The organism is Acinetobacter pittii (genome assembly GCF_034064985.1).
In the GTDB taxonomy this organism is placed as follows: domain Bacteria; phylum Pseudomonadota; class Gammaproteobacteria; order Pseudomonadales; family Moraxellaceae; genus Acinetobacter; species Acinetobacter pittii_H.
Genome location: NZ_CP139249.1, coordinates 3,119,199 through 3,143,193 on the forward strand (window position 1 = coordinate 3,119,199; position 23,995 = coordinate 3,143,193).

General features: G+C 41.0%; 21 protein-coding genes and 4 tRNA genes. 9 read left to right on the forward strand and 16 right to left on the reverse strand.

Translation table 11 applies throughout. From position 1 onward, the window contains the following. Positions 1-6: 6 nt before the first annotated feature. Both tctB and SOI76_RS14940 read right to left on the reverse strand, forming a co-directional pair. Complete coding sequence (gene tctB / locus SOI76_RS14935) at positions 7-453, reverse strand: tripartite tricarboxylate transporter TctB family protein (protein WP_104080108.1); 447 nt, start codon at positions 451-453, stop codon at positions 7-9. A 53-nt stretch (positions 454-506) separates the two neighbouring features. Then, on the reverse strand, positions 507-1,499 hold the full coding sequence (locus tag SOI76_RS14940) for a Bug family tripartite tricarboxylate transporter substrate binding protein (protein ID WP_104080107.1): 993 nt from the start codon (positions 1,497-1,499) through the stop codon (positions 507-509). Positions 1,500-2,348: 849 nt separating this feature from the next. On the opposite strand from SOI76_RS14940, the gene SOI76_RS14945 reads away from it, so the two are divergent. The 6 genes from SOI76_RS14945 to tcuB all read left to right on the forward strand — a co-directional run bounded on the left by SOI76_RS14945 (position 2,349) and on the right by tcuB (position 9,447). Beyond that, positions 2,349-3,278 carry a LysR family transcriptional regulator gene (locus SOI76_RS14945; RefSeq protein ID WP_017481268.1) on the forward strand — a complete coding sequence of 310 codons (930 nt, stop codon included), beginning with the start codon at positions 2,349-2,351 and terminating at the stop codon, positions 3,276-3,278. A gap of 277 nt (positions 3,279-3,555) precedes the next feature. Further along, positions 3,556-4,866: an MFS transporter gene (gene citA / locus SOI76_RS14950; protein ID WP_104080106.1), complete on the forward strand. Its 1,311-nt coding sequence runs from the start codon at positions 3,556-3,558 to the stop codon at positions 4,864-4,866. A 91-nt stretch (positions 4,867-4,957) separates the two neighbouring features. After that, positions 4,958-5,752 (forward strand): substrate-binding domain-containing protein, encoded by a 795-nt coding sequence (locus SOI76_RS14955; protein WP_205668448.1) that lies wholly within the window; start codon positions 4,958-4,960, stop codon positions 5,750-5,752. Positions 5,753-5,884: 132 nt separating this feature from the next. Further along, positions 5,885-6,814, forward strand: coding sequence for a LysR family transcriptional regulator (locus SOI76_RS14960; protein ID WP_000421138.1), 930 nt, complete (start codon positions 5,885-5,887; stop codon positions 6,812-6,814). A 103-nt stretch (positions 6,815-6,917) separates the two neighbouring features. Beyond that, complete coding sequence (tcuA, locus tag SOI76_RS14965) at positions 6,918-8,324, forward strand: FAD-dependent tricarballylate dehydrogenase TcuA (protein WP_104080105.1); 1,407 nt, start codon at positions 6,918-6,920, stop codon at positions 8,322-8,324. After that, complete coding sequence (gene tcuB / locus SOI76_RS14970; protein ID WP_104080104.1) at positions 8,314-9,447, forward strand: tricarballylate utilization 4Fe-4S protein TcuB; 1,134 nt, start codon at positions 8,314-8,316, stop codon at positions 9,445-9,447. The genes tcuA and tcuB overlap by 11 nt, the downstream gene beginning before the upstream one ends. A gap of 78 nt (positions 9,448-9,525) precedes the next feature. On the opposite strand, the gene SOI76_RS14975 is transcribed toward tcuB, so the two are convergent. Continuing rightward, on the reverse strand, positions 9,526-10,059 hold the full coding sequence (locus SOI76_RS14975) for an HPP family protein (RefSeq protein ID WP_032055201.1): 534 nt from the start codon (positions 10,057-10,059) through the stop codon (positions 9,526-9,528). Positions 10,060-10,156: 97 nt separating this feature from the next. On the opposite strand from SOI76_RS14975, the gene SOI76_RS14980 reads away from it, so the two are divergent. After that, positions 10,157-10,708 carry a TetR/AcrR family transcriptional regulator gene (locus SOI76_RS14980; RefSeq protein ID WP_104080178.1) on the forward strand — a complete coding sequence of 184 codons (552 nt, stop codon included), beginning with the start codon at positions 10,157-10,159 and terminating at the stop codon, positions 10,706-10,708. Positions 10,709-10,748: 40 nt separating this feature from the next. On the opposite strand, the gene SOI76_RS14985 is transcribed toward SOI76_RS14980, so the two are convergent. The 3 genes from SOI76_RS14985 to gcdH all read right to left on the reverse strand — a co-directional run bounded on the left by SOI76_RS14985 (position 10,749) and on the right by gcdH (position 14,800). After that, positions 10,749-11,978 (reverse strand): CaiB/BaiF CoA transferase family protein, encoded by a 1,230-nt coding sequence (locus tag SOI76_RS14985; protein ID WP_104080103.1) that lies wholly within the window; start codon positions 11,976-11,978, stop codon positions 10,749-10,751. A gap of 52 nt (positions 11,979-12,030) precedes the next feature. Next, complete coding sequence (locus SOI76_RS14990) at positions 12,031-13,353, reverse strand: MFS transporter (protein WP_104080102.1); 1,323 nt, start codon at positions 13,351-13,353, stop codon at positions 12,031-12,033. Positions 13,354-13,579: 226 nt separating this feature from the next. Then, entirely contained in the window at positions 13,580-14,800 is a 1,221-nt protein-coding gene (gcdH, locus tag SOI76_RS14995; RefSeq protein WP_104080101.1) for an acyl-CoA dehydrogenase, read from the reverse strand. 245 nt (positions 14,801-15,045) lie between these two features. Here gcdH and SOI76_RS15000 point away from each other — a divergent pair, with 245 nt between their 5' ends. After that, positions 15,046-15,993 (forward strand): LysR substrate-binding domain-containing protein, encoded by a 948-nt coding sequence (locus tag SOI76_RS15000; RefSeq protein WP_104080100.1) that lies wholly within the window; start codon positions 15,046-15,048, stop codon positions 15,991-15,993. Positions 15,994-16,098: 105 nt separating this feature from the next. Here SOI76_RS15000 and SOI76_RS15005 read toward each other — a convergent pair whose 3' ends face one another. Continuing rightward, positions 16,099-17,274 carry a zinc-binding dehydrogenase gene (locus SOI76_RS15005; protein ID WP_032004334.1) on the reverse strand — a complete coding sequence of 392 codons (1,176 nt, stop codon included), beginning with the start codon at positions 17,272-17,274 and terminating at the stop codon, positions 16,099-16,101. A 402-nt stretch (positions 17,275-17,676) separates the two neighbouring features. On the opposite strand from SOI76_RS15005, the gene add reads away from it, so the two are divergent. Further along, entirely contained in the window at positions 17,677-18,672 is a 996-nt protein-coding gene (gene add / locus SOI76_RS15010) for an adenosine deaminase (RefSeq protein ID WP_104080099.1), read from the forward strand. Positions 18,673-18,919: 247 nt separating this feature from the next. Here add and SOI76_RS15015 read toward each other — a convergent pair. The 9 genes from SOI76_RS15015 to SOI76_RS15055 all read right to left on the reverse strand — a co-directional run bounded on the left by SOI76_RS15015 (position 18,920) and on the right by SOI76_RS15055 (position 23,983). After that, positions 18,920-18,996: transfer RNA gene (locus SOI76_RS15015), tRNA-Pro, on the reverse strand. A gap of 4 nt (positions 18,997-19,000) precedes the next feature. Further along, positions 19,001-19,076: transfer RNA gene (locus SOI76_RS15020), tRNA-His, on the reverse strand. Positions 19,077-19,109: 33 nt separating this feature from the next. Next, positions 19,110-19,186: transfer RNA gene (locus tag SOI76_RS15025), tRNA-Arg, on the reverse strand. Between the two features lie 56 nt (positions 19,187-19,242). Then, positions 19,243-19,319: transfer RNA gene (locus SOI76_RS15030), tRNA-Pro, on the reverse strand. Positions 19,320-19,461: 142 nt separating this feature from the next. After that, positions 19,462-20,526, reverse strand: coding sequence for a quinolinate synthase NadA (gene nadA / locus SOI76_RS15035; RefSeq protein WP_104080098.1), 1,065 nt, complete (start codon positions 20,524-20,526; stop codon positions 19,462-19,464). Positions 20,527-20,670: 144 nt separating this feature from the next. Then, positions 20,671-21,891 (reverse strand): bifunctional glutamate N-acetyltransferase/amino-acid acetyltransferase ArgJ, encoded by a 1,221-nt coding sequence (argJ, locus tag SOI76_RS15040; RefSeq protein ID WP_104080097.1) that lies wholly within the window; start codon positions 21,889-21,891, stop codon positions 20,671-20,673. Positions 21,892-22,026: 135 nt separating this feature from the next. Continuing rightward, positions 22,027-22,506 carry a methylated-DNA--[protein]-cysteine S-methyltransferase gene (ogt, locus tag SOI76_RS15045; protein ID WP_104080096.1) on the reverse strand — a complete coding sequence of 160 codons (480 nt, stop codon included), beginning with the start codon at positions 22,504-22,506 and terminating at the stop codon, positions 22,027-22,029. An 11-nt stretch (positions 22,507-22,517) separates the two neighbouring features. Continuing rightward, positions 22,518-22,838 (reverse strand): DMT family transporter, encoded by a 321-nt coding sequence (gene sugE, locus SOI76_RS15050; protein ID WP_104080095.1) that lies wholly within the window; start codon positions 22,836-22,838, stop codon positions 22,518-22,520. A 149-nt stretch (positions 22,839-22,987) separates the two neighbouring features. Then, a complete protein-coding gene (locus SOI76_RS15055) occupies positions 22,988-23,983 on the reverse strand; it encodes a cation transporter (protein ID WP_205668447.1) in 996 nt (331 codons plus the stop codon). Positions 23,984-23,995 lie beyond the last annotated feature (12 nt).

Here is a 23,995-nt window from a genome sequence, read left to right on the forward strand (position 1 = left end):
TCATCCTTAACCAAGAAATCCAAGTGGTAATGGCACATCCAAGAAACGGTCAAACATATAGTAGGTACTGATGCTAAGTACTAAACCTGTCACCAAAACCGGTATGGTTTTGCCATGGAAAAGTTTGCCCACTGCAATGGTCATTAATAGGGTTGCAACAATAAAGCCGAGCCATTCAAAAACTAATGCATATAGCGTTAAAGCCACCGCGCACAACGCTAACTTAACGATTAAATGTTTTGTCCATCCCAACTCAACGGGTTCAAACATAATGGCTGGTCGAATAGTGAGATATGCTGCACTCGCTGTAATTAAGCCCATTAATAAAATAGGAAAAGCTTTAGGGCCCACTGGATCGTAGGAAATTGGGGCTTCAAAATTGCTCGCATAAATCAGCAAAAATAACCCGCAAACCGTAATAATGGCGGTAAGAATCCGTTCAGATTTCATCATCTATCCTCAGAAAAAACTGAGCTGAAAAATAGCTTCTCAACCCAGTCGATTTGTTATTGTGATAATTTATATTCTTGCGATAACTGCCGCATTTCCGCGGTCTGTTTATAAACATAAGCTTTGAGTTCTTCACCTGTCAGCTGAAATGGGAGTAGATCCTGATTTTCACGGACTGCATCAAATTTCTGGTTAGCCATCATTTTATCGAAGGCATTTTTCCACCAACCATAGGCTTCGTCACTCACCTTTGGTCCCATATAGAAACCACGGATGACTGGCCACTCAATGTCATAGCCTTGCTCTTTTGCAGTAGGTAATTTTGAGAACTTCCCGTCTAAACGCTTGTTAGCAAAAACCGCTAAGACCCGAATATCACCAGACTCTAGGTATGAACTGACTTCACTAATATTGCCTACCCCAACTTGAATATGCTGACCCAGTAATGAAGTCAGCACTTCCCCACCGCCTTCAAGTGCAACAAATCTTAAATCGGCAGGACTAATACCTGCTTTTTTTGCCAACATTGCTGTTTGCATCCAGTCTTGGCCCCCCACACTTCCAGCGCCACCAAAGCTCAGAGCTTTTGGGTTTTCTCGGAGTGCTTTCATCAAGTCATCAAGGTTTTTCAATGGTGAGTTTTTATGTACCGAAACCAGACCATAATCGACAGCGACCCCAGACAACCATTTCACATCTTTTTCAGTGAAGTGTCCGAATTTTCCTTGTGCTAAGTTCAAAAGTGAACCAGTGGAAAATGCAACCACGGCATTATTATTCGCAGGATCACTGTTTACGATCTTGTTATAGGCTACGGCACCTACCCCACCCGGCATATAGGTTACGCGTATTGGATCTTTGAGCTGGTCTGTTTGTTTAAAGCCAGATTGAATCAATTTACAGGTCATATCAAACCCGCCACCCGGCTTAGCTGGGGCTATACATTCCGGACGTTTTGGCTGACCCGCCTCTTTAGAAGCATTTCCTGAACCACACCCAGCCATTGTCACACTGACGCATGTTAATGCGAGTAAAGTTAAATTTTTCATGTTACATACATCCTAATAACGTTTTGCTCTATTCATATTTTGATTTTTACCAATCTCCATAATCGACCTCCTTGGCACGATCATGCTTATCGGTTTTTAGTTTTGGTCTTATGTTTTGAAATACGCTTTTCACAGGGAATTTCAGTAATGCAGCGTTACTATAAAAATTACGAATCAATCGACTGAAAGAAATAGCTAAGTAGAGAGAAGTTAGGACAATCACCAGATCTATAATGAGAATTAAAACCTTTGCAAAAATATCTAAAAATGCTTCGGTTAAATAATACTGATGAATAACAACAAGATAGTAAAAACGTAATCTATTGAGTTGTCTTTTGCATATCCATGCTATGGGTAACGTTAATATTTAAATAAATAAACCTGTTTACCCAATCTTCCCTTCTGATCAAATGAGCTAAATACTCATATATTTTTCCAATAGTTATTTAATCAGGTAGCTTCTTCATAATTTGAAAATCCACCATATTTTTTAATGCATCATGCATTTAATGTGCTCCTTTTTTCATTTGAAAAGATTAAAGCACAGATCAAGAAAACATCGTGATACCAATAAATTAAAGGGGGCATTAGTAAAATTAAATAGGTTAAAATTCTAAGAAAAGGGAAGTGAAAGACTGAAAATTTACAGGTAAATTTATCGTAATAATAAATAAAAGTTAGAGGATAAATTTTAATATTAAAGTTGAAAAAGATCGTTTTATTATTTTTAGAATATCAAAGTAAAGATCTTTTTTATGGATTGCTGTTAATATTAAAGCACATGATAGATTTCCCAATCCTTCATATCTGTACAAATTAAATCAAGGATGATGAGCGAACACATTTATTATGGAAATCAAACAAATAAAGTATTTTTTGACTGTGGTTGAAGCAGGTAGTATTGGTAAAGCTGCCCAAAAACTCGATGTGGGTGCTTCTGCAATTAGCCAGCAAATTAGTAAATTAGAACAAGAGCTAAGCATTCGCCTATTACAGCGTAATGCTTTTGGTGTTACCCCTACTCCCGCAGGTCTCGCCTTTTTAAAACATTCTCAACTTATTTTACGTCAAGTGAACTTCGCGGTAGATGCTGCTCATTCTGCACGACTGTCTGGACATGTCAGCCTTGGCTTTCCACCGACGATTACTGCTTTGATTGGTATCCCTTTAATGAAACTAATGTCTGAACGTTACCCAGATATTCGTTTAGAGATTGTGGAAACGCTATCGGGTAATCTAATTCAATCCATTAACTCGCGTCAGCTCGATATCGCGATTATTTTTACCAATGAAATTGATAAACAGTGGTCGATTCAACCCTTGGTACGCGAGCAAATGTATTTAATGGCACGCAAGGAAGTGCTTGAAAAATACGGTCTTGCCGACTGCATCAAAAGTGGCGTTATTCAGTCTCAACAAATTGGAGATCTTCCTTTAGTATTACCACGCCAGCGCCATAGTTTAAGAAAGTTGCTTGAGCACAAGATTGGTCAGCTTAACGTCGTCTATGAAATTGATGGCCTACACTTACTCATGGATAGTCTAATTCATCTCGACCTTGCCAGTGTCCGCCCAGGTAGCGCTTGTTTACAAGAGTACAAACATAAACTTCAATTACTCAAGTTAGTAGACCCTGAAGTTGAACGAATCAATTACTTGGTAAGCCTTGCCGAAGAAGAATTATCACCTGCCGCACTTGCCGCAAAGTCAGCCATTAAGGCCTGTGTGAAAGATTTGATTCAAAACCAGATTTGGCCATGTTCTGAAATTATTTTATAAAGAGTCATTAATTTTATTAAATACCTAATTAATTTTGCCCTCTCACTCCCTCCTGCTTTTTGAGATTACATTTTCGTCCGAATGATAAGTGGTTTTCCGCTTATCGAAATATAGATGTGTAGTTTGAACTGGAAACAAGGCATCACATTTTCTGCAAAGGACCTCACTAAATCTCATCTCTAACCCATTTGCTCTTTAGATTTATTGATTGAATCAATTTAGGTCCAGCCTCGAAAATCGTGAATGTTTCCATTTTGTCAGGCCAAGGAGGTCTCCAATGGATGTCGTGAATAACCGTAGGGCTACTTTTAAAAAAATATTAAATGTAACGAGTGGCAACTTTTTAGAGCAGTACGACTTTTTTCTTTTTGGTTTCTATGCCACTTATATCGCGGCAAAATTTTTCCACTCTGAAAATGAATATGTCTCTTTAATGATGACATTTACCGTATTTGCTGCGGGTTTTCTTATGCGTCCTCTCGGCGCTATTTTCTTGGGCGCTTATGTCGACAGAGTTGGTCGACGCAAGGGTCTTATTGTTACTTTAAGTCTTATGGCCATCGGAACCATCTTAATTACCTTTGTACCGGGTTATGAAACTATAGGTATTATTGCTCCGATTTTGGTGGTGATTGGACGTCTATTACAAGGCTTCTCGGCAGGCGTTGAATCTGGCGGTGTTTCTATTTATTTAGCAGAAATTGCAACGGATAAAAACCGCGGATTTATCACAAGCTGGCAATCTGGCAGCCAACAAGTTGCTGTTGTGTTTGCCGCATTACTTGGCTACTGGCTCAATACCATCTTAACTACTGCTCAAGTGGGTGAATGGGGCTGGCGTATTCCGTTCTTAATTGGTTGTTTGATTATTCCGTTAATCTTCTTGTTCCGTCGTACTTTAGAGGAAACTGAAGACTTTAAATCGCAAAAGACTCATCCTTCAACAAAAGAAATTTTCAGCACACTGGCGAACAACTGGCGCATCGTACTTGCAGGTATGATGATGAGTGCGATGACTACGACCACTTTCTACTTTATTACGGTTTACACCACGGTGTATGCAAAACGTACTTTAGAAATGTCAGTAACAGACAGTCTTTTAGCAACCGTGTTTGTTGGTTTGTCTAATTTCTTCTGGTTACCAATGGGTGGTTTGCTTTCAGACAAAATTGGTCGCCGTCCAGTACTAGTCGGCATTACCACACTTGCTCTCTTTACAAGTTATCCGGTTTTAAGTTGGTTAGTGAGCAACATTAGCTTCTCAAACCTTCTAATTACGCTTGCTTACTTCTCGTTCTTCTTTGGTATGTACAACGGAACCATGGTTGCAACCCTTGCCGAAGTGATGCCAAAACGTGTACGTACAGTTGGTTTCTCTTTAGCGTTCAGCCTTGCAGCCGCTATTTTTGGTGGTATGACACCAATGGCTTGTACCTTCCTTGTCGAAAACACAGGCAACCCAAGCACCCCTGCTTTCTGGCTCATGCTTGCTGCGGTTTGTAGCTTAATCTCAAGCTTGTATCTATGCCGCGGTTCTAAACAGAAAAATACTGATGCGATTGCTGAACCTGCAAAAATTAGCGCTTAAAACAACAACTATTTGACCTGAAATTTTAATGAACAGTACGGCAGATCTTACGTCTCCGTACTGTGTTCTCCTGTCATTAAAGCGAGATATTATGAAAAAGTCCCCTATCTTCATGACCATTTGCCTAGCTGGTGCTAGCTTAGGCTCAACTCTTGCTAACGCAGATACAATCGAAGTGATTAGCTCAGGTGGTTTTTATTCATCTATGGAAAAACTCATTCCATTATTTGAAAAACAAACTGGTCACACGGTTCACCTCTCGTCTGGTTCATCAATGGGTGCATCACTAACTGCAATTCCAAATCGACTCGATCGTGGTGAACGTTTTGACGTGGTGGTCTTAGCTGCTCCTGAACTCAACAAGCTCGCAGAAAAGGGTTATGTAGACCCAAATTCACAAAGTACTTTAGTGAATTCAAGCATTGGCATGGCTGTGCCTAAAGGTGCACCAAAGCCAGATATCAGCTCTGCAGAAAAATTTGAAAAAGTTTTATTAAATGCCAAGCACATAGGCTATTCAGCAAGTGCGAGTGGTACGCATCTTGAAAAAGATATTTTCCCAAGCTTCCCGCCTGTCGAGTACAAAGTGATTTCGAGTAAGGCAGAAAAAGTGGTAGGCGACCGCGTTGCAAAACGTATCGCTGAAGGCCAGTTTGATATTGGTTTCCAGCAAATTAGTGAAATCAAACCTTTTACAGGCACATATGGTCAAGTTGAATTAGTCGGCCCAATCCCTGTACCTTATCAAAAAGTGACGGTATTTGCGGCAGGCATTGGTAAAAACTCGGAACATGCAAAAGTCGCAAAAGAGTTAATCAAATTTGTGAAATCGCCACAAGCAACACAAATTATTGAAGAACAGGGTCTTGAGCAGGTTAAAGAATAAAAGCTCTAAAAGGCAACATCTTGAGGTGATGTTGCCTTTACTCTATTGCCAGTTTACTCAAAGCAATAGAGTAAAAACTATAGCGATAAACCAGTGTAGAATTAATCCATAAAGGTTAATGTAGTATTTGCCGTGGAACTCAAACAATTAAAGTATTTTATTGCAGTGATCGAGTCAGGAAGCTTGGGTAAAGCTGCAAAAAATCTCGATATTGGAACTTCTGCATTAAGCCAGCAAATCTCAAAATTAGAAAGCGAACTTTCTATTCGCCTTTTACAACGTACCGCTTTGGGTACGGTTCCCACCCCTGCGGGCTTAGCTTTTTTTCAACAAGTGCAACTGGCACTTAGACACCTAGACCATGCCGTAGACTCTGCGCATTCTTCACGTTTAAGTGGCCACGTCACCGTCGGTTTTTCGCCGAGTGTGGCAGCTGTTATAGGCACGCATTTTTTAAAACTCATGAGAAATCGTTATCCCGATATTAAAGTCCGTTTAATTGAAGGGTTATCGGGTGACCTCAAAGCCTTAGTGAATGCAAGGCAGCTCGATGTCGCGATCATCTTTAGTGACGATGTCGACCCACAGTGGGCCATACAGCCTTTAGTCAAAGAACAGATGTTTTTAATCTCACCTAAAGAAGTGTTGAGTCAGTACCACCTTGAAAGCTGTATCGACACTCAGACCATTAATCATTCACAGCTTAAAGAACTCCCTCTGATTTTACCAAGTCAACGACATGGGCTGCGCTTGTTGCTCGAACAGAAAATTCATCAACTTAAAGTGGCCTATGAAATTGATGGGCTGCATTTGTTAATGGAAAGCATTAGTCAACTCGAAATGGCAACCATTCAACCTGCGGGTGCATCGTTAAACTCAAGGCAAGACTTGTGTTTGCTACGCGTTGTAGAACCTGCCATTGAGCGTATTAACTATTTAATTAGTCTCTCTGAAGAAGAACTCTCGCCAGCCACTTTAGCCACGAAAGTAGTGATTCGCGCCTGTGTGGCCAACCTGATTAATGAAAAGCGCTGGCCCGGTGCGGAACTCATAAATACTTAAGCGATTAGTGTTTATTTTTACTAAACACCCATTCAAGCCCAGCCTCTCACTTCATATTCCCTTTTAAAGCTACATTAGCCCTAGCTGAGAAAGGGAGAAATCCATGCATGATGTAATTGTGATTGGTGGTGGGAATGCCGCACTGTGTGCCGCGCTCACGGCAAAAGAAAGTGGTGCTTCTGTGCTTGTGCTAGAAGCAGCACCTAAAGAATGGCGTGGTGGTAACTCACAACACACTCGTAACCTTCGCTGCATGCATGACGCTCCTCAAGACGTATTAGTTGATGCCTATCCCGAAGAAGAATATTGGCAAGACCTACTTAAAGTGACTGCGGGGAAAACCAATGAACATTTAGCCCGTCTAGTGATTCGTAGCACAGCCACCTGCCGCGACTGGATGCGTAAACATGGTGTGAATTTTCAGCCGCCACTATCGGGTGCTTTGCATGTTGCACGTACCAATGCCTTTTTTATGGGTGGTGGTAAAGCCCTCATTAATGCGTATTACCGTAGTGCCCAAGAACTTGGTATTGAGATTTTATACAACACAAAAATTAAAGATCTAAAGTTAAATCAAGGACATTTTGAAGCTGCAATTGCTGAAGATGGACGTGTATTTAAAGCAAAAAGCTGTGTCTTGGCCGCAGGTGGTTTTGAGTCAAATTTAGAATGGTTAAGAGAAGCATGGGGACAAAATGAAAACGGCGAATGGCCTGCCGATAATTTCATTATTCGCGGAACCCGCTTTAATCAAGGCAACTTACTCAAATTTATGATAGATCAAGGCGCCGATATTATTGGTGATCCATCACAATCGCATTGCGTCGCTGTAGATGCAAGAGCACCGTTATATGACGGCGGCATCTGCACCCGTATTGACTGCGTTTCACTGGGAATTGTGGTCAATAACAAAGCCGAACGTTTTTACGATGAAGGCGAAGACTTCTGGCCAAAACGTTATGCGATTTGGGGCCGCCTTGTTGCCAAACAACCGCAGCAAATTGCCTATTCGATTATTGATTCAAAAGCCATTGGCCGCTTTATGCCACCTGTGTTTGCAGGTGTAAAAGCAAATAGCATTCAAGAGTTAGCCGAAAAAATCGGGCTGGATGCCAAAACCTTATGCCATACCGTAAAAGAATTTAATCAAGCCTGTGTGCAAGGCACCTTTAACCATACCGTTTTAGATGACTGCACCACCGAAAATATTATTCCCAACAAAACCCACTGGGCCGTTCCTCTCGACCAGCCACCCTTCTATGCCTATGCACTTAAACCCGGCATTACCTTTACCTATTTAGGTTTAAAAGTCGAAGACGATGCTGCTGTGCGTTTTAACAATAAAGCCAGCCGCAACCTATTTGTCGCAGGTGAAATGATGGCAGGTAACGTACTTGGTCAGGGTTATACCGCAGGCGTTGGGATGTCGATTGGCACAACCTTTGGACGCATTGCCGGAAAAAATGCAGCCCACTACGCACTTTCACAAGGAGTTGAACATGAATGCTAGTACTAAAGCCCTAATTCCAGTTGTTCAGCTCTCTGACCATGAGCAGGAAGTTCAAAGAGCCCTACAGATTTGTAATGCTTGTCGTTACTGTGAATCGTTTTGTGCTGTATTTGCGGCTATGACCAAGCGTCTTGAGTTTAACCAAGCCGATATTCATTACCTCGCAAACCTGTGCCATAACTGTGGTGCTTGTTTACACGCTTGCCAATATGCCCCACCGCATGAGTTTGGTGTAAATATTCCGAAAGCGATGGCGCAAGTACGTTTGGAAACTTACCAAGAGTTTGCGACACCTCAACCACTAGGCAGACTTTATAAATCGGTGGGCATTCCTTTTGTCTCGGCGTTATCAGTTATTTTCTTTTTATGCATGTTAGCCGTGGTGTGGTGGAAAGGCACTGACTTATTTGCAGGTTACCAAGGTAATTTCTATGCGATTTTCCCGCATAACTTTTTAGCACTATTGTTTGGAGCGACCTTTACAGTTGCGATTGTTTTACTCGGTATTGGAATTAGCAAATTCTGGCGACAAACTTCTAAAGTCATTCATGGCAAAGTTGAGAAACCAGATCTGGTCCAAGCTACCCAAAATGTATTAACCCTTAAATATTTAGATGGTGGACATGGCAAAGGCTGTAATGAGCAAGATGACCGTTACACACAAATCCGCCGTGTGTTCCATCATCTAACTTTTTACGGCTTTATGCTCTGCTTCGCAGCTACGGGTGTAGCGACTTTATATCATTATTTTCTTGACCTACATGCACCTTATCCTTACCTAAGCTTGCCTGTGATTTTAGGCACTTTAGGTGGAATTGGCTTAGTTGTCGGGCCTGCTGGCTTACTCTATTTAAATCTTAAGCGTCATCCGTTGCATGGTGACCGTGAGCAAAAACCTGTAGATCGAGGCTTTATTTTCCTTCTACTTATCGTTAGTGCTTCAGGGCTAGCACTTATGGCATTTCGCAATACCCCTTACATGGCACTTTTACTGATTTTCCATTTAGCCACAGTCATGACTTTCTTTATTACCATGCCATTTGGAAAGTTCGCGCATGGTTTTTACCGCAGTGCTTCTTTACTCAAATTTGCTATCGAAGAACGTATTTCGAAGAAGTCATAATTTCATTCAAAAGTATTCACTATCTTGGCGTAGTGAATATTTTCATTATTTTTAAGCTCAAAACATTTCATACCGTCCCTACTTTTTACTATTTAAAATTCCTAAGCCATACATCGGCCACTTCGTACTCGCTTTAATATTATTAATGAGCATCGCCACTAAAACTAAAGACACTGCACCGACCAAAACAGGAAAAATTAAGAAATTCCACTCATAATGTATGCTGCTTGCGGTGAGCAAAATAACCAAAGGATTAGCTCCAGCAGGTGGATGAACGCATTTAAAAACCTGCATGAGCGCAATTGCACAGCCCACTGAAAAAGCAATTGTAAAAATTGAAACACCGACAAATTTTAGAAAAAACAAACCCACAAAAGCTGAGATAAGATGCCCAAATATAATATTTCTGGGCTGTGCCAAAGGTGACTGTGACACGGTATACAGCAATACACAGGTTGCACCAAACGGCGCCATGATAAAGATATTATGTGTGACCTTACTCAGCCACAGAAGTATAAAAATACTGACCGTCCCCCCAACAAGGCTTCTTAAAATATCAAATTTAGTGGGCGATGGAGCCAATTTTTCTTTGCCATAAAAGATCGAGAACATGGTTTTTTCCTCAAACAAAAATTTGCTTTTTAAAAAGCATATAGATAAAATTCCAAATAGTACAGATCTGTACTATTTTATTTTTTGGAAAATTTTTATGTCAAAATCTGCCTTAAAAATATTAGATACAGCCGAGAAGCTATTTAATGAAAATAGTTTTGTCGGGGTTGGCGTTGACCTGATTCGCGATGAATCTGGCTGTTCCAAAACCACCATGTACACGTACTATAAAAATAAAAATCAACTGGTTAAGTCTGTGCTCGTTGCACGTGATGAACGGTTTAAGCAAAGTCTTTTGGGCTATGTAGGAGATGCAACAGGGTTAGAGGCCATCAATAAAATTCTGGATTGGCACACCAACTGGTTTAGGCAAGATTTTTTTAAAGGCTGTTTATTTGTAAGAGCAGTTGCTGAATCTAATCAAGATGACCAAGATATTATTTTAATTTCTAAAGCCCATAAACAATGGATTAAAGTACTGATTGCACAGAACTGCAATGTACCAAATGGTGAAGCCTTATCTGAGCTGATCTATACGGTGATTGAAGGGCTCATTAGCCGCTTTTTGGTCGATGGTTTCGATGAAACACTTGCGATAAATATGAAAAATTCGATTAATCAATTATTTAATATTAACCAAAATTTATAATTGCAGCCCTAGAGCTGCAATTGAATATATGAGATTTTGATTAAGCAATTTTCCCATCAATAATGCCCTTATCTTTTAATGCAGCCAGTTCTTCTGCTGTTTTAAATCTCGATAAGATTTGAGCGGTATGTTCACCAAGTTCTGGCGGCGCATGATGATATTCAACTGGAGTATCAGACATTTTGATTGGTGAACCAATCGTTTGAAAGTTTTCATTTAAACGATGAGGAATATTGACCACCAAATTGCGATGGACGATTTGTGGTTCAGCCAAAGCATCTTCAATAGAGTTGATAACACCTACAGGTACTTTAAGTGCATGAATCATGTCGACCCATTCTTTAGCAGTTTTCTGTAAAAAGTGCTCGGACAATAAAGGAATCAGTTCATTTCGATATTTGACGCGGTCCTGATTACGCACAAACTTTTCATTTTCGAGTAGCTCTGGAGAACCAATCGCAATACACAAATCTTTAAACTGCTTGTCGTTACCGCAAGCAATAATAAATTCTTTATCTTTAGCCTTAAAAGTTTGATACGGCACAATACTTGGGTGTTGATTACCCATGCGCTGCGGGGCTTTCCCTGAAGCTAAATAATTCATTCCCTGATTTGCCAGTGCCGCGACCTGTACATCAAGGAGTGACATATCAATATACTGACCGCGTCCTGTGTGTGAGCGTGCAATCAAGGCAGCTTGAATGGCTATGGTGGAATACAATCCCGTTTGAATATCTACTACAGCCACACCAACCTTTTGCGCCCCACCACCTGCCACATCATCAGGCTCGCCAGTAATGCTCATTAAGCCAGACATACCCTGAATAATAAAATCATAACCGGGTTCTTCTGCACGTGGGCCATCTTGCCCAAAACCGGTAATCGAGCAATAAACAATATTTGGGTTCAACTCACTTAATGACGCGTAGTCCAAACCATATTTAGCCAAAGACCCTGTCTTATAATTTTCAATCACGACATCGGCAGTCTTGGCAATTTCATAAATTAAGGCCTGACCTTCGGGTGTGGTTATGTCTACCGCAACCGAATATTTATTGCGATTGGTACACTGGAAATAACCAGATTCACGGGTCATGTTTCCGTCTTGATCGGGCATCCATGGTGGGCCCCACATACGGGTGTCATCACCGACTCGAGGACGTTCAATTTTAATCACTTCTGCGCCAAGGTCTGCCAAGATTTGCCCACACCATGGCCCAGCAAGCACACGACTTAAATCTAAAACCCGAATTCCTTGTAATGCACCCATAACGATACCCTTATCTTTTTGGAAGGTACTCAGAGCACCTTCTTGTCATTGTTTATGATTGTCTTTGTGGATCGTACTGACGATCTTTAATAAATAGACCTGGCAATACACCCGCAACAAAATACGCAGCGCCCATCACAATAAAGGCCATAGTAAACGTACCGCCCGATGCCAAGAATCCAATGGTGGCTGGTGCAATAGCAGCCCCGACACGACCAATGTTATAAGCACCGCCAATGGCTGTTCCGCGCACATCGGTTGAAAAACTTTCAGCCATATAAGTCGCGTTTACACCATATGGAATGCCATATAAGAAACCAAAGGTGATCAATGAATACAAAATATTGTCAGGGGTATTGAAGAAAATAATGATTGGCAAGAACACAGCACTGGCTATTGTTCCAAACACAAAAACGGCACGGCGGTTAAATTTGTCAGCAAGATACCCTGCTAAAATTTTACCTAGAATCATTGCGGTATATGAACCCACCATATAACTGGTTAAGTTTTTAAAGTTCATATGCACTTCTGTTTCTAAATAACTTGGCATCCAGTTGTTAATGCCGTAATAACCGAACTGCAAGAAGAATGCTGTGGTCATCCACAACAAAAACATCTTGCGGTGCTTAAAGTTATTAAAAATTTGCTTATAAATACTGCCACTTTTCGGCTTTTCAGCCACCACCATTTCTTTAGGTTGTCTATTGCCTTGCAAGCTTTCAATTTTGGTGAGCTGCCAAGATTTTGGCTCTGGCACAAAGCGTTGCAGGAAAATATTAACGAAAGCAGGTACTACGGTCAGGAAGAATAAAACGCGCCAGCCATGATCTGGAATAATTGCGCCAGCTAATAACGTCGCAGCAATATAACCTACGGTTTGACCTGTCTGTAATGTACCCAAGACCGTTGTACGGTAAGTAGTCGGTACATATTCAGCCATTAAGGTATTACAAGCCATATAGAGTGCTCCAATACCCAAAGCACCAATAAAACGTAAGGCCATAAATTGTTCGAAGCTTTGCGTAAAGCCCAATAAACAGGTCGCTACCGAAAAGAAAGTCACCGAGTTGGCAATGGTTCGTACACGACCAAACTTGTCACATGCCCAGCCACCCAAAATACCACCAATACCCATACCTGCCAAAGAAGCACTGCCTAAGGCACCCGCTTGAAAGGTACTTAAACCAAACTCTGCCTTTAAACTGGTCAAGCTATAAGACAACAGCATAATATCTATGCCATCGACCACCATCGCAAAATAGGCAAATAACAACGCCCATTTCCATGTTTGAGGTCCAATCTTTTCATATGTTCCAAGGTTACTTGGAAATGTAGTTTTTAACTCTTTCGATATTACTTGAACGTCATTGTTCATCTTTAGTTCCTCATTTTCCCAAATGAGTCATCGGTAGCCTACTTATGTTTTCTGTATGACTTAATCTTCTATATTTTCATCATCTTACGTTTAGCTTTAAGTACACAGAGGCACATCTTTACATGAGTATCCTTACGATGAATCTTGTCATTATCCATAAATTTTTGCGTAAAAATCCCTAAAGGTGCTCCCGAAAGAACACCTCTATCTTTTAAAAAATAATGAGTTAGTTACTAAATGCTGCGATACCTGTTTGTGCACGACCTAAAATTAAGGCATGAACGTCATGTGTACCCTCGTAGGTATTCACAACTTCAAGATTGACCAAATGGCGTGCCACACCAAACTCGTCACTAATACCGTTTCCACCCATCATGTCACGCGCCATACGGGCAATATCAAGCGCCTTCCCACAGTTATTGCGCTTGATTAAAGATGTGCCTTCAACTGAAGCAATGCCTTCATCTTTCATACGACCAAAACGTAAAGCTACCTGTAAACCCAAAGCAATTTCAGTTTGCATATCTGCCAGTTTCTTTTGAATCAACTGATTTGCAGCCAACGGGCGACCAAATTGTTTACGGTCCATGGTGTATTGATGTGCGGTATGCCAACAGAACTCGGCAGCACCCATCGCACCCCATGCAATGCCATAACGGGCGCTATTTAGACAGGTAAATGGACCTTTTAAACCTCGAACTTCAGGGAACGCATTCTCCTCAGGTACAAAAACGTTGTCCATCACGATTTCACCCGTAATCGATGCACGTAAACCAACCTTGCCATGAATGGCTGGTGCAGATAGACCTTCCCAGCCCTTTTCTAAAATGAAGCCACGAATATCACCCACGTTACCTTCAGCAGAAACTTCTTTTGCCCAGACGACAAATACATCGGCAATTGGACTATTGGTAATCCACATTTTTGCGCCACTTAAACGGTAACCACCGTCAACTTTTTTAGCACGTGTAATCATACTGCCCGGGTCTGAGCCATGGTCAGGTTCTGTCAAACCAAAACAGCCAATGTATTCACCAGTAGCAAGTTTAGGTAAGTACTTCTGCTTTTGCTCTTCGGTACCAAATTCATAAATCGGAACCATCACCAATGAGCTTTGCACGCTCGCCATAGAGCGATAACCCGAATCGACATATTCAATTTCACGCGCAACCAAACCATAACTCACATAGTTCAAACCTGCGCCGCCATATTGCTCAGGAATGGTTGGACCAAGTAAACCAAGCTCTCCCATTTCACGAAAAATAGATGGATCTGTTGTTTCATGACGGAATTGTTCAAGTACACGGGGTTGCAAGCGTTCTTGGCAATAGGCATGAGCTGCATCACGAATCATGCGCTCATCTTCGGTAAGCTGTTGCTCAATTAAAAATGGGTCTTGCCAGTTAAATTGAACTTTTGCTTTTTTTGTTGTCACCATGTGATTCATCGCATCCTCTGCTTGATTTGATCTTCTTTATTTAACTCGATGTTATGCGTGAAAAATGCAGTAATCAAACGATAAATGTTCATGCAGATATGCGCTTTACGCATATTTAAAATAAGAGGCATTAAATTTATATATTTAATTCGTTGTATTTCATTAAAAATGACTTATTTTTATACTAAACTCAGATATCTGCATTTAGGTCATATGCTGTTTTGAAATATGATGACAAATAAAAGGATTTATTTATGCGAAGAAGTATCCCGTCCATTCAGGGTCTAATTTGCTTTGAAAGTGCAGCAAAACATCTAAGCTATACCTATGCTGCGCAAGAGCTATGCATTACTCAAAGTGCAGTTTCGCGCCAAATTCAGCAGTTAGAAGATTTCTTGGGCGTTGAACTCTTTATACGTACTCGGCATGGCGTCGAACTCACCATTGCTGGTCATCAGTATTTTAAAAGCATTAAACCCTACTTGTTAGGGCTAGAGAAATGTACGGCCGATGTGATTTCTCATAAGGGTTTAGGTGGCACACTAAAATTAGGTGTGGTTCCTACCTTTGCAACGCGATGGTTATTACCCAAGCTCCATCTTTTAAATCAAAAACACCCTGAAATTACGGTTCACTTAGAAACCAGCACCAAGCCCTTTTTATTTAATGACAATATTTTTGACGCTGCGATTTTTGCAGGTACGCAGCAGCAAATTGACCATTGGCCCGGTATACAAGCGCATTATTTAATGGATGAAGAAATTGTACCTGTATGCTCGCCAAGGCTAATCGAAAAGTATTTTCCAGATGCGGTCATGATTAATGAAAATACCTATGATTTAAGTTGCGAGTATTTGCTAAAAATCCCCCTACTTCAACAAACCACTCGACCTAGCATTTGGCAAGAATGGTTTCTCACTCATCATATACAGCACCCAAAGCCTTTTGATGGACAGCGCCATGAGTTATTTTCGATGCTTGCCGTTGCTGCCAGTCATGACATGGGAATGGCTTTAATTCCACAAATGTTGATTGAGTCTGAACTACAAAAAAAAGAACTGGTGATTGTTTCTAATAAAAAATTAAAAGGCAGCCGGAAGTACTATCTCATTCATTCGAGCCAAGACATCTCACCGACTATTCAAAAATTTGTTGAGTGGATTTACCAAGAACTAGAACAACTAAAGAGCAATACAAATTAGCTCAATAGCCTTTATTTATAACCAATATCGCGAACTATACCCATAAAAAAAAGATTGTGATTGATAAGATCACAACCTTTTTAATTGAGCATAAATGACTTTGAATTAATGACTCATCAATTGAATATCTGAACCGCTACGTTTAGGGTCAATCAAGATTTTGGCGTGCTGTTCAGGATCACGTAATGCTTCAAATGCACTGGTAACACCTTCTAGGCCAACAACACCAGTAATGAGCGGTGAGCAATTCACTTTACCTTCTGCAATCATGTGTAGCGCATCTCGGAACTCAAGCGGTGTATAACCCAATACGAACTGAATTTCTAACTCTTTATTAATTGCAAGTGCGGGTTCGATTTTGTCGCTTTGCATGCATACACCCACTCCAACAATTCGAGAAAACAAAGGTGCACCTTCAATAATTTGCTGTAAAACACCTGGTACGCCCACACACTCAAAAATAACAGGACGTTTTGGCAGAGCACCTAACTTATCAATCATGCGCCATCCATGCCACCAAGGTAAGCGTGTCGCTTGCAACTTATCAAACAATCCCATGCCCATGTTAATTGCATCAGAAACATTACCAAGCAAACCAAATTCTTTCCAGTTAGCAAATGGCGATGTCTCTTTAGGATCTACCACAATATCTGCACCACATTGCTCGGCAAGCTTACGACGGTTTGGTGAAAAGTCACTGGCAACTACGGTTTTAACCCCAGCTGCTTTAAGCATTAATATGACACCTAGCCCAACGGGACCACAGCCAATCACAATCGCAGGTTCACCAGTTTTCACACGGCTACGGCGAACAGCATGCAATGCAACTGCCATCGGTTCAGTCATGGCAGCACTATCGGCATCTAGACCGTTGGGTACTTCAAACATCAAGCTCGATTGAGCCAATACTTGCTCGGCATAGCCACCCGAAGCATTTGGAGAAAGCCCTGTAGATAAATAACCATGCTGATCTACATTTAAAAGAGGCATTGCACAGACAAGTGTATCGGCTTTAAATTTATGACGTGTTTTTGGGCCGTAGTCTAAAACCTTACCGCAAAACTCATGTCCCAATACAAACGGGTCTGTGGACTTCGCTAAACCATTAAACCCGACACGTGCAGCCAAATCATGCATGTGGTCGCAGTGGTGCTGCATATGTAAATCTGAACCACAGATCCCACATCGCACCACTTCCAATAAAACCTGCCCTTTTGCAGGCGTTAATTTCGGTTGGTCCACCACTTGTAATTTTGCTTGATGACATAGTACCGACTTCATTTGAGCGCTTCCTATTTCTTCTTTTTCATTTACTTGCCAGAAATAGATTTCTACAGATAAATTAATCGCTTTATCAGTTTGAACTTTAGCAAGCCTTTATTCATCTTTACAAGTAAAAGGCAAAATACCAATGACCATTCTTCAGCCAATCCACTCTTGAAGAGTCAACAAAAAACAGGCTCAGCGAAATTAAAAACAATAAAAATCTTGGTGCTCGTATCTTACACAGACTGTGTTGTCTTCTTAGGCCAGAACAATGTCATCAAAATTAAAACTTATACAAATATAGTAAGTTCAAAAAACTCAACTCAACGCTTTTCACAAAAACATAGCAAATCCAAACTTTTATCAGCAGTCTTAAACAGGCATGATGAACTGATACGAACAGATAAGAAGAAGTCTATGATTACAAAAACGCTCCCGCTTACAGATATACACCGTCATCTTGATGGCAACATCCGCATTCAAACCATTTTAGAGTTGGGGCAAAAATACAATTTGGATTTACCTGCCTATGACATTGAATCTTTACGGCCACACGTACAAGTAATGGATAACCAACCTGACTTATTAAGTTTTTTATCTAAGCTAGATTGGGGCGTAAAAGTATTAGCCAGTTTAGATGCCTGTAAGCGTATTGCATTTGAAAACATGCAAGATGCAGCACAACAAGGGCTAGACTATGTAGAGCTACGTTTTTCACCGGGTTATATGGGAATGACACATCAACTCCCCCTCGAAGGTGTGGTTGAAGCTGTGATTGCTGGTGTAAAAGAAGGCAGTCAAGCTTACGGGGTAAAAGCGAATTTAATCGGCATTATGAGTCGTACTTTTGGTCAAGAAGCCTGCGAAAAAGAATTAAATGCCCTACTTGCCCATAAAAATGATATTAAAGCGTTGGATCTCGCTGGAGATGAGCTTGGTTATCCGGGCAATTTATTTGTTGAGCACTTTAAAAAAGCGCGTGATGCAGGTTGGCACATTACGGTACATGCAGGTGAAGCTGCCGGCCCAGAAAGTATTTGGCAAGCTATTGAAGAATTAGGTGCCGAACGAATTGGACATGGTGTTAAAGCAGTTCAAGATTTAAAACTTTTAGATTATTTAGCGAAACATGAGATTGGTATTGAATCTTGCCTTACCTCAAATATTCAAACCAACACAGTACCTTCTTTACCAGAGCATCCATTAAAGACTTTTTTAGAACATGGTGTGCTTGCCACTATTAATACAGATGACCCAGCAGTTGAAGGCATTGAAATACAGCATGAATATTTAACTGCTGCCCCATTAGCAGGTCTAAGTCCTGAGCAGATTTATACAGCTCAAGAAAATGGACTAAAAGTCGCATTTTTATCACATCAAGAAAAGGATGAGTTAAGGCAAAAATATCAATAACAGAGAACAGAGAACAGAGAACAGAGAACAGAGAACAGAGAACAGAGAACAGAGAACAGAGAACAGAGAACAGAGAACAGAGAACAGAGAACAGAGAACAGAGCTTATATAAAGAAGTTCAAAGATTGGAGTGTTTATGAATTAAAATTTAAATATATAAAAACAAAAAAATTCCTTCTACCTGTAAGACTAGAAGAAATTCTTTTCAATATTTGGGATATTTTCAAAGCTTGAACGCTTTTAAATATGGTCGGAGCAGTAGGATTCGAACCTACGACCCCCTGGTCCCAAACCAGGTGCACTACCAGGCTGTGCTATGCTCCGAAATTGGGGTGAATGACGGGATTCGAACCCGCGACAACTGGAATCACAATCCAGGGCTCTACCAACTGAGCTACATCCACCATCAAATAAGTTCTATGTACCAAGCTACCGAATGGCGCGCCTGACAGGATTCGAACCTGTGACCATCCGCTTAGAAGGCGGATGCTCTATCCAACTGAGCTACAGGCGCTTAACCGATGATGCTTATCATGCGATACTTCGCCGATCTTAAAATATTATTTTAAGTGGTCGGAGCAGTAGGATTCGAACCTACGACCCCCTGGTCCCAAACCAGGTGCACTACCAGGCTGTGCTATGCTCCGATCTATCTCAGCTTTTGCTGTATCGCACATCGTGCGGTACGGTGTGCATTCTAGGCGCGACGCCCTCAGACGTCAACACCTATTCTCAAAAAAAGTTAAAAATCCTTATCAAATGTATATTTAACAAGCATTTTGAGGTTTTTTAACGTTTTAACGATGCACTAAAGGCTAACATTCGATCTAAAGGCATTTTGGCACGTTCAGCAAGCGCTGGATCAACGTGTATTTCCTGACCACCTTTTTGTAAAACTTCTAAAATTCCGTCGAGTTCATTCATTGCCATCCACGGACAGTGAGCACATGAACGACAAGTTGCTCCCTCACCCGCTGTTGGTGCTTCAACTAAAATCTTATTTGGTACCGCTTGCTGCATTTTGTAGAAAATACCACGGTCAGTTGCCACAATGAGTCTTTCATTTGGCAGAGTCTGCGCAGCTTTAATGAGTTGAGAAGTACTACCTACCGCATCGGCAATTTCTACAACCGACTCAGGCGACTCCGGATGTACCAATACAGCAGCGTCTGGGTATAGTGCCTTCATGTTAGCAATACCACGTGCACGGAATTCTTCATGCACAATACATGCGCCATCCCAAAGCAACATATCTGCACCAGTTTTCTTTTGAATATAGCGACCTAAGTGCTGATCTGGTGCCCAAATAATTTTTTCGCCTAAGCTGTCTAAATGCTCAACAATTTCGACCGCACAGCTTGAAGTCACGACCCAATCTGCACGTGCTTTAACAGCCGCCGATGTATTGGCATAAACAACTACAGTATGGTCAGGGTGCTGATCACAAAATGCCGTAAACTCATCAACAGGACAGCCCAAGTCAAGTGAGCAGGTTGCTTCGAGTGTCGGCATTAAAATTGTTTTTTCAGGAGACAGAATTTTTGCTGTTTCTCCCATAAATTTTACACCCGCAACTACTAGTGTTGAGGCAGTATGATCTCGTCCGAAACGGGCCATTTCTAAAGAGTCAGAAACGCATCCACCTGTTTTTTCGGCAAGTTCTTGTACTTCAGGATCACAATAGTAATGAGCAACAAGGACAGCATCACGTTTTTTGAGCTCTGCTTCGATCTGTGCAAACTTTTGTTGTTTTGCTTCTTCACTTAAGCGATTGTCTTTTGGCTCACCTAAACGGTCTAAATGCGCTTGTACAATGTTTTTTGCATCGTTGGCAATTAAAGTCGCATCACTCATAAAACGTCTTCTCTATCCTTCATGCTGGCATACCTGCTCGCATATAACGTTACTGCTTAAATGATTTATGGATTGAATCATTTAATATCAAAAGATGGGGCTAATAAAAAAGCCTCTTTGTCGAGGCTAGATTATAACTGATATTTAAGAACGGTAATCAGCATTAATTTTGACATAGTCGTAAGATAAGTCACAGGTATATACCGTGTCTTTGGCCTGACCACGTCCTAAATCAACACGAATGGTAATTTCGGTTTGAGCCATAACACGCGCGCCCGCTTCTTCGGTATAGTCCTCAGCTGCGCCGCCATCTTTACAGATTTGCACGTCGTCTAACCACACTTGAATTTTAGAAACATCTAAGTCTTTAACGCCTGCATAGCCAATCGCAGCTAAAATACGTCCCCAGTTCGGGTCCGATGCAAAAAGTGCAGTTTTGACAAGTGGTGAATGCGCAATGCTATAAGCAATGTCACAACATTCTTGAGTATTCGCGCCGCCTTCTACAGCAACAGTAATAAATTTTGTCGCACCTTCACCATCACGGACAATTAACTGGGCTAAACGATTCATTACACGAGCAAGTACTTCTAACACTTTAGTGTAGCGTGCATCGTTGTCTGATGTGATTTTAGCGCCACCCGCCTGACCTGTTGCTACGAAAATACAAGAGTCATTTGTTGAGGTATCGCCATCAATCGTAATACGGTTAAATGAATGCTCAACCGTGGTTTTCAGTAGCTTTTGTACTAAATCACGGCTAATAGGTGCGTCTGTTGCCACAAAGCTCAACATTGTTGCCATATTCGGGCGAATCATTCCAGCGCCTTTACTAATACCTGTCATGGTATAAGTAATGCCATCAAGCTCAAATTGTTCAGATGCGCCTTTAGGCACAGTGTCTGTCGTCATAATGCCAGTTGCAGCATCATTCCAAGCCGCATCTTGTACGCTATTTAATGCAGGCTGAAGTCCAGCAAGTAAACGCTCCATTGGAAGCTGCTCGCCAATCACACCTGTAGAAAAGGGAAGTACTTCAGAGCTATTTACTCCAGTAAGCTCCGCTAACTTCGCACAAGTATCCTGAGCGTTTTTCAAACCCGTAGGTCCGGTTCCCGCATTGGCATTACCCGTATTAATCACTAAATAACGAGGGTTACCTTCGGCAAGATGGGCTTTAGAGACATGAACAGGCGCTGCACAAAATGCATTTTGCGTAAATACACCAGCAACATTTGAGCCTTCTGCAAACTCAAAAATGACTAAATCTCGTCGGTTTTGGTAACGTACATATGCTTCTGTTGAGCCAATTTTTACACCTTTTACCACATGCATTTGTGGCATTGTTACGTCACCGACAGCCATTTTTAGAACATCCAAAGTTTGTTATGAATAAGATCAATATTTCAAAAAAAGCGATGCAATGAAACACTTTCTTCATGAAATATCATAGAGGACAGCTTAGTAGAAAAGTCTAAAAAAATCGAGCGCAAAAACGGCTCATTGTTGCTCTAGTTTTAATAAAATATCTTTCTTATCAAGACCACCAGCAAAACCAACTAAAGCTCCACCCGCACCAATGACTCTGTGACAAGGTGCAATAATTGAAATCGGGTTTTTACCGTTTGCCGCGCCAACTGCTCTCACCGCTTTTTCATTGCCAATTTGAACAGCAATATCTTTATAACTTCTTGTTTCACCAAAAGGGATGGTCAGTAAGGCAGACCAGACCTGCTTTTGAAATGCAGTTCCTTCGAAATCTAGTGGCAATGTAAATTCACGGCGTTTGCCTTCAAAATATTCTTGTAATTGTTGTTCGGTCTTTAATAAAACTGGATGCTCAAGTTGTTCGACCAGCTCAGCCAGTCGAACACGTTTTGGATTTTCATTGTCCCAGAGTACTGCCACCAAAGCATTTTCATTCGCAACTAGCTTTAATTGCCCAACAGGCGAATTGATATACTTATAAGACAGCAACATAATTTATTCTCTTAGGACGGCGATGAAATTTTCATTAAAACCAAACCTGACACAATTAAGACAGCGGCAATCATTCGCATAGCTCCAATAGGCTCATGAAGAAAAAATATACCTACAAGAAATGACCCAATCGCGCCAATGCCTGTCCAAACCGTATAGGCAGTGCCAAGAGGTAAAGTTTTCATTGCAATTGAAAGTAGAACCACACTCAAAATCATAAAAACTACGGTAATAATACTAGGGGTTAAACGGGTAAAACCTTCGGACATTTTCATAGAATATGCCCAAATGATTTCAAATACACCTGCTAAAATTAAAATAGCCCAAGCCATAACATTCACTGATTTTTATAGTGTCAGGTCGTCCCGACATGATTACCCATTATGGGGGAGGTCGTTCCTCCTTTATGTGAGGACTCAGTTTACTTTAAAATAAAAAATGAAGGCAAACCCTATCTAAAGCTTGCCTGTCTTAGAGAAACTTATTCACTTTTTAATTGTAAAATTTTTCGTGCGCCATTTAAAACGAACAAAACAATAATTAATCCAATAATCAAATCAGGATAACGCGAACCAGTAATGACAACCAATATTCCCGCGACAATGACACCCAAGTTAACGATGACATCATTTGCAGAAAAGATATAACTCGCCTTCATGTGTGCCCCGCTCTCCTTATGGTCTCTCATTAAATAAAGACAACTAATGTTGGCCGCAAGAGCTAATCCACCAATTAAAATCATGAGAATTGAAACAGGTTCACTGCCATAAATAAAACGACGCAATACATCGATTAACACAATCATGGCTAAGCCAAACTGCAACCACCCCGAAAGATGCGCAGCCTTTAATTGTGTATTTAGATTTTTACCCACCACAAATAAAGCAATGCCATAAATTGCAGCATCGGCAAACATATCGAGCGAATCGGCAATTAATCCTGTAGAGGAAGCAATGATGCCTGCCATTAACTCAATAACAAACATGACCCCATTAATCAGTAACAACCATTGTAAAACTTGTTTTTGTGCTGCATTCGTTGAAGTACTTGGTCGAACCTTTTTAGGTTTTTCAACAGGTTCATAATGTGGCTGTGTTTGTTGTAACTCGGCCCCTAGTCCCAAACGCTGTAAACTTTGAGTAATCCTTTCAGCTTGAAGACTGTGATAAATCGCTAAATGGCGTGTAGGCAAATCAAAATGAAGCTCTTGAATATCATCAGTGTAAGAGGCCAAAGCCATCCGTACCATTTGCTCTTCGGCTGCACAGTCCATGCGGGGAATATGATAATAACTTACCCATTGACTCTTTTTAGTCACAGGTTCACTAGGTGTGAAACACTCCTGAGACGATATGCTTGAGCATCCGCAGTTAGAGCTATTTTTACTTAAATGTATTTGATTCTCTTGTTTTTCTAAAGCCATCTTTGCACCATAACTGACACAAAAAACAATGCCATTAGTATAAACCAATGGCATCTGTTTAAGCTT

Bases quoted from the DNA above. Each gene is read 5' to 3' on its own strand.
- tctB (WP_104080108.1), bottom strand. From the start codon at position 453: ATGATGAAATCTGAACGGATTCTTACCGCCATTATTACGGTTTGCGGG.
- SOI76_RS14940 (WP_104080107.1), bottom strand. From the start codon at position 1,499: ATGAAAAATTTAACTTTACTCGCATTAACATGCGTCAGTGTGACAATG.
- SOI76_RS14945 (WP_017481268.1), top strand. From the start codon at position 2,349: ATGGAAATCAAACAAATAAAGTATTTTTTGACTGTGGTTGAAGCAGGT.
- citA (WP_104080106.1), top strand. From the start codon at position 3,556: ATGGATGTCGTGAATAACCGTAGGGCTACTTTTAAAAAAATATTAAAT.
- SOI76_RS14955 (WP_205668448.1), top strand. From the start codon at position 4,958: ATGAAAAAGTCCCCTATCTTCATGACCATTTGCCTAGCTGGTGCTAGC.
- tcuA (WP_104080105.1), top strand. From the start codon at position 6,918: ATGCATGATGTAATTGTGATTGGTGGTGGGAATGCCGCACTGTGTGCC.
- tcuB (WP_104080104.1), top strand. From the start codon at position 8,314: ATGAATGCTAGTACTAAAGCCCTAATTCCAGTTGTTCAGCTCTCTGAC.
- SOI76_RS14975 (WP_032055201.1), bottom strand. From the start codon at position 10,059: ATGTTCTCGATCTTTTATGGCAAAGAAAAATTGGCTCCATCGCCCACT.
- SOI76_RS14980 (WP_104080178.1), top strand. From the start codon at position 10,157: ATGTCAAAATCTGCCTTAAAAATATTAGATACAGCCGAGAAGCTATTT.
- SOI76_RS14985 (WP_104080103.1), bottom strand. From the start codon at position 11,978: ATGGGTGCATTACAAGGAATTCGGGTTTTAGATTTAAGTCGTGTGCTT.
- SOI76_RS14990 (WP_104080102.1), bottom strand. From the start codon at position 13,353: ATGAACAATGACGTTCAAGTAATATCGAAAGAGTTAAAAACTACATTT.
- gcdH (WP_104080101.1), bottom strand. From the start codon at position 14,800: ATGAATCACATGGTGACAACAAAAAAAGCAAAAGTTCAATTTAACTGG.
- SOI76_RS15000 (WP_104080100.1), top strand. From the start codon at position 15,046: ATGCGAAGAAGTATCCCGTCCATTCAGGGTCTAATTTGCTTTGAAAGT.
- SOI76_RS15005 (WP_032004334.1), bottom strand. From the start codon at position 17,274: ATGAAGTCGGTACTATGTCATCAAGCAAAATTACAAGTGGTGGACCAA.
- add (WP_104080099.1), top strand. From the start codon at position 17,677: ATGATTACAAAAACGCTCCCGCTTACAGATATACACCGTCATCTTGAT.
- nadA (WP_104080098.1), bottom strand. From the start codon at position 20,526: ATGAGTGATGCGACTTTAATTGCCAACGATGCAAAAAACATTGTACAA.
- argJ (WP_104080097.1), bottom strand. From the start codon at position 21,891: ATGGCTGTCGGTGACGTAACAATGCCACAAATGCATGTGGTAAAAGGT.
- ogt (WP_104080096.1), bottom strand. From the start codon at position 22,506: ATGTTGCTGTCTTATAAGTATATCAATTCGCCTGTTGGGCAATTAAAG.
- sugE (WP_104080095.1), bottom strand. From the start codon at position 22,838: ATGGCTTGGGCTATTTTAATTTTAGCAGGTGTATTTGAAATCATTTGG.
- SOI76_RS15055 (WP_205668447.1), bottom strand. From the start codon at position 23,983: ATGCCATTGGTTTATACTAATGGCATTGTTTTTTGTGTCAGTTATGGT.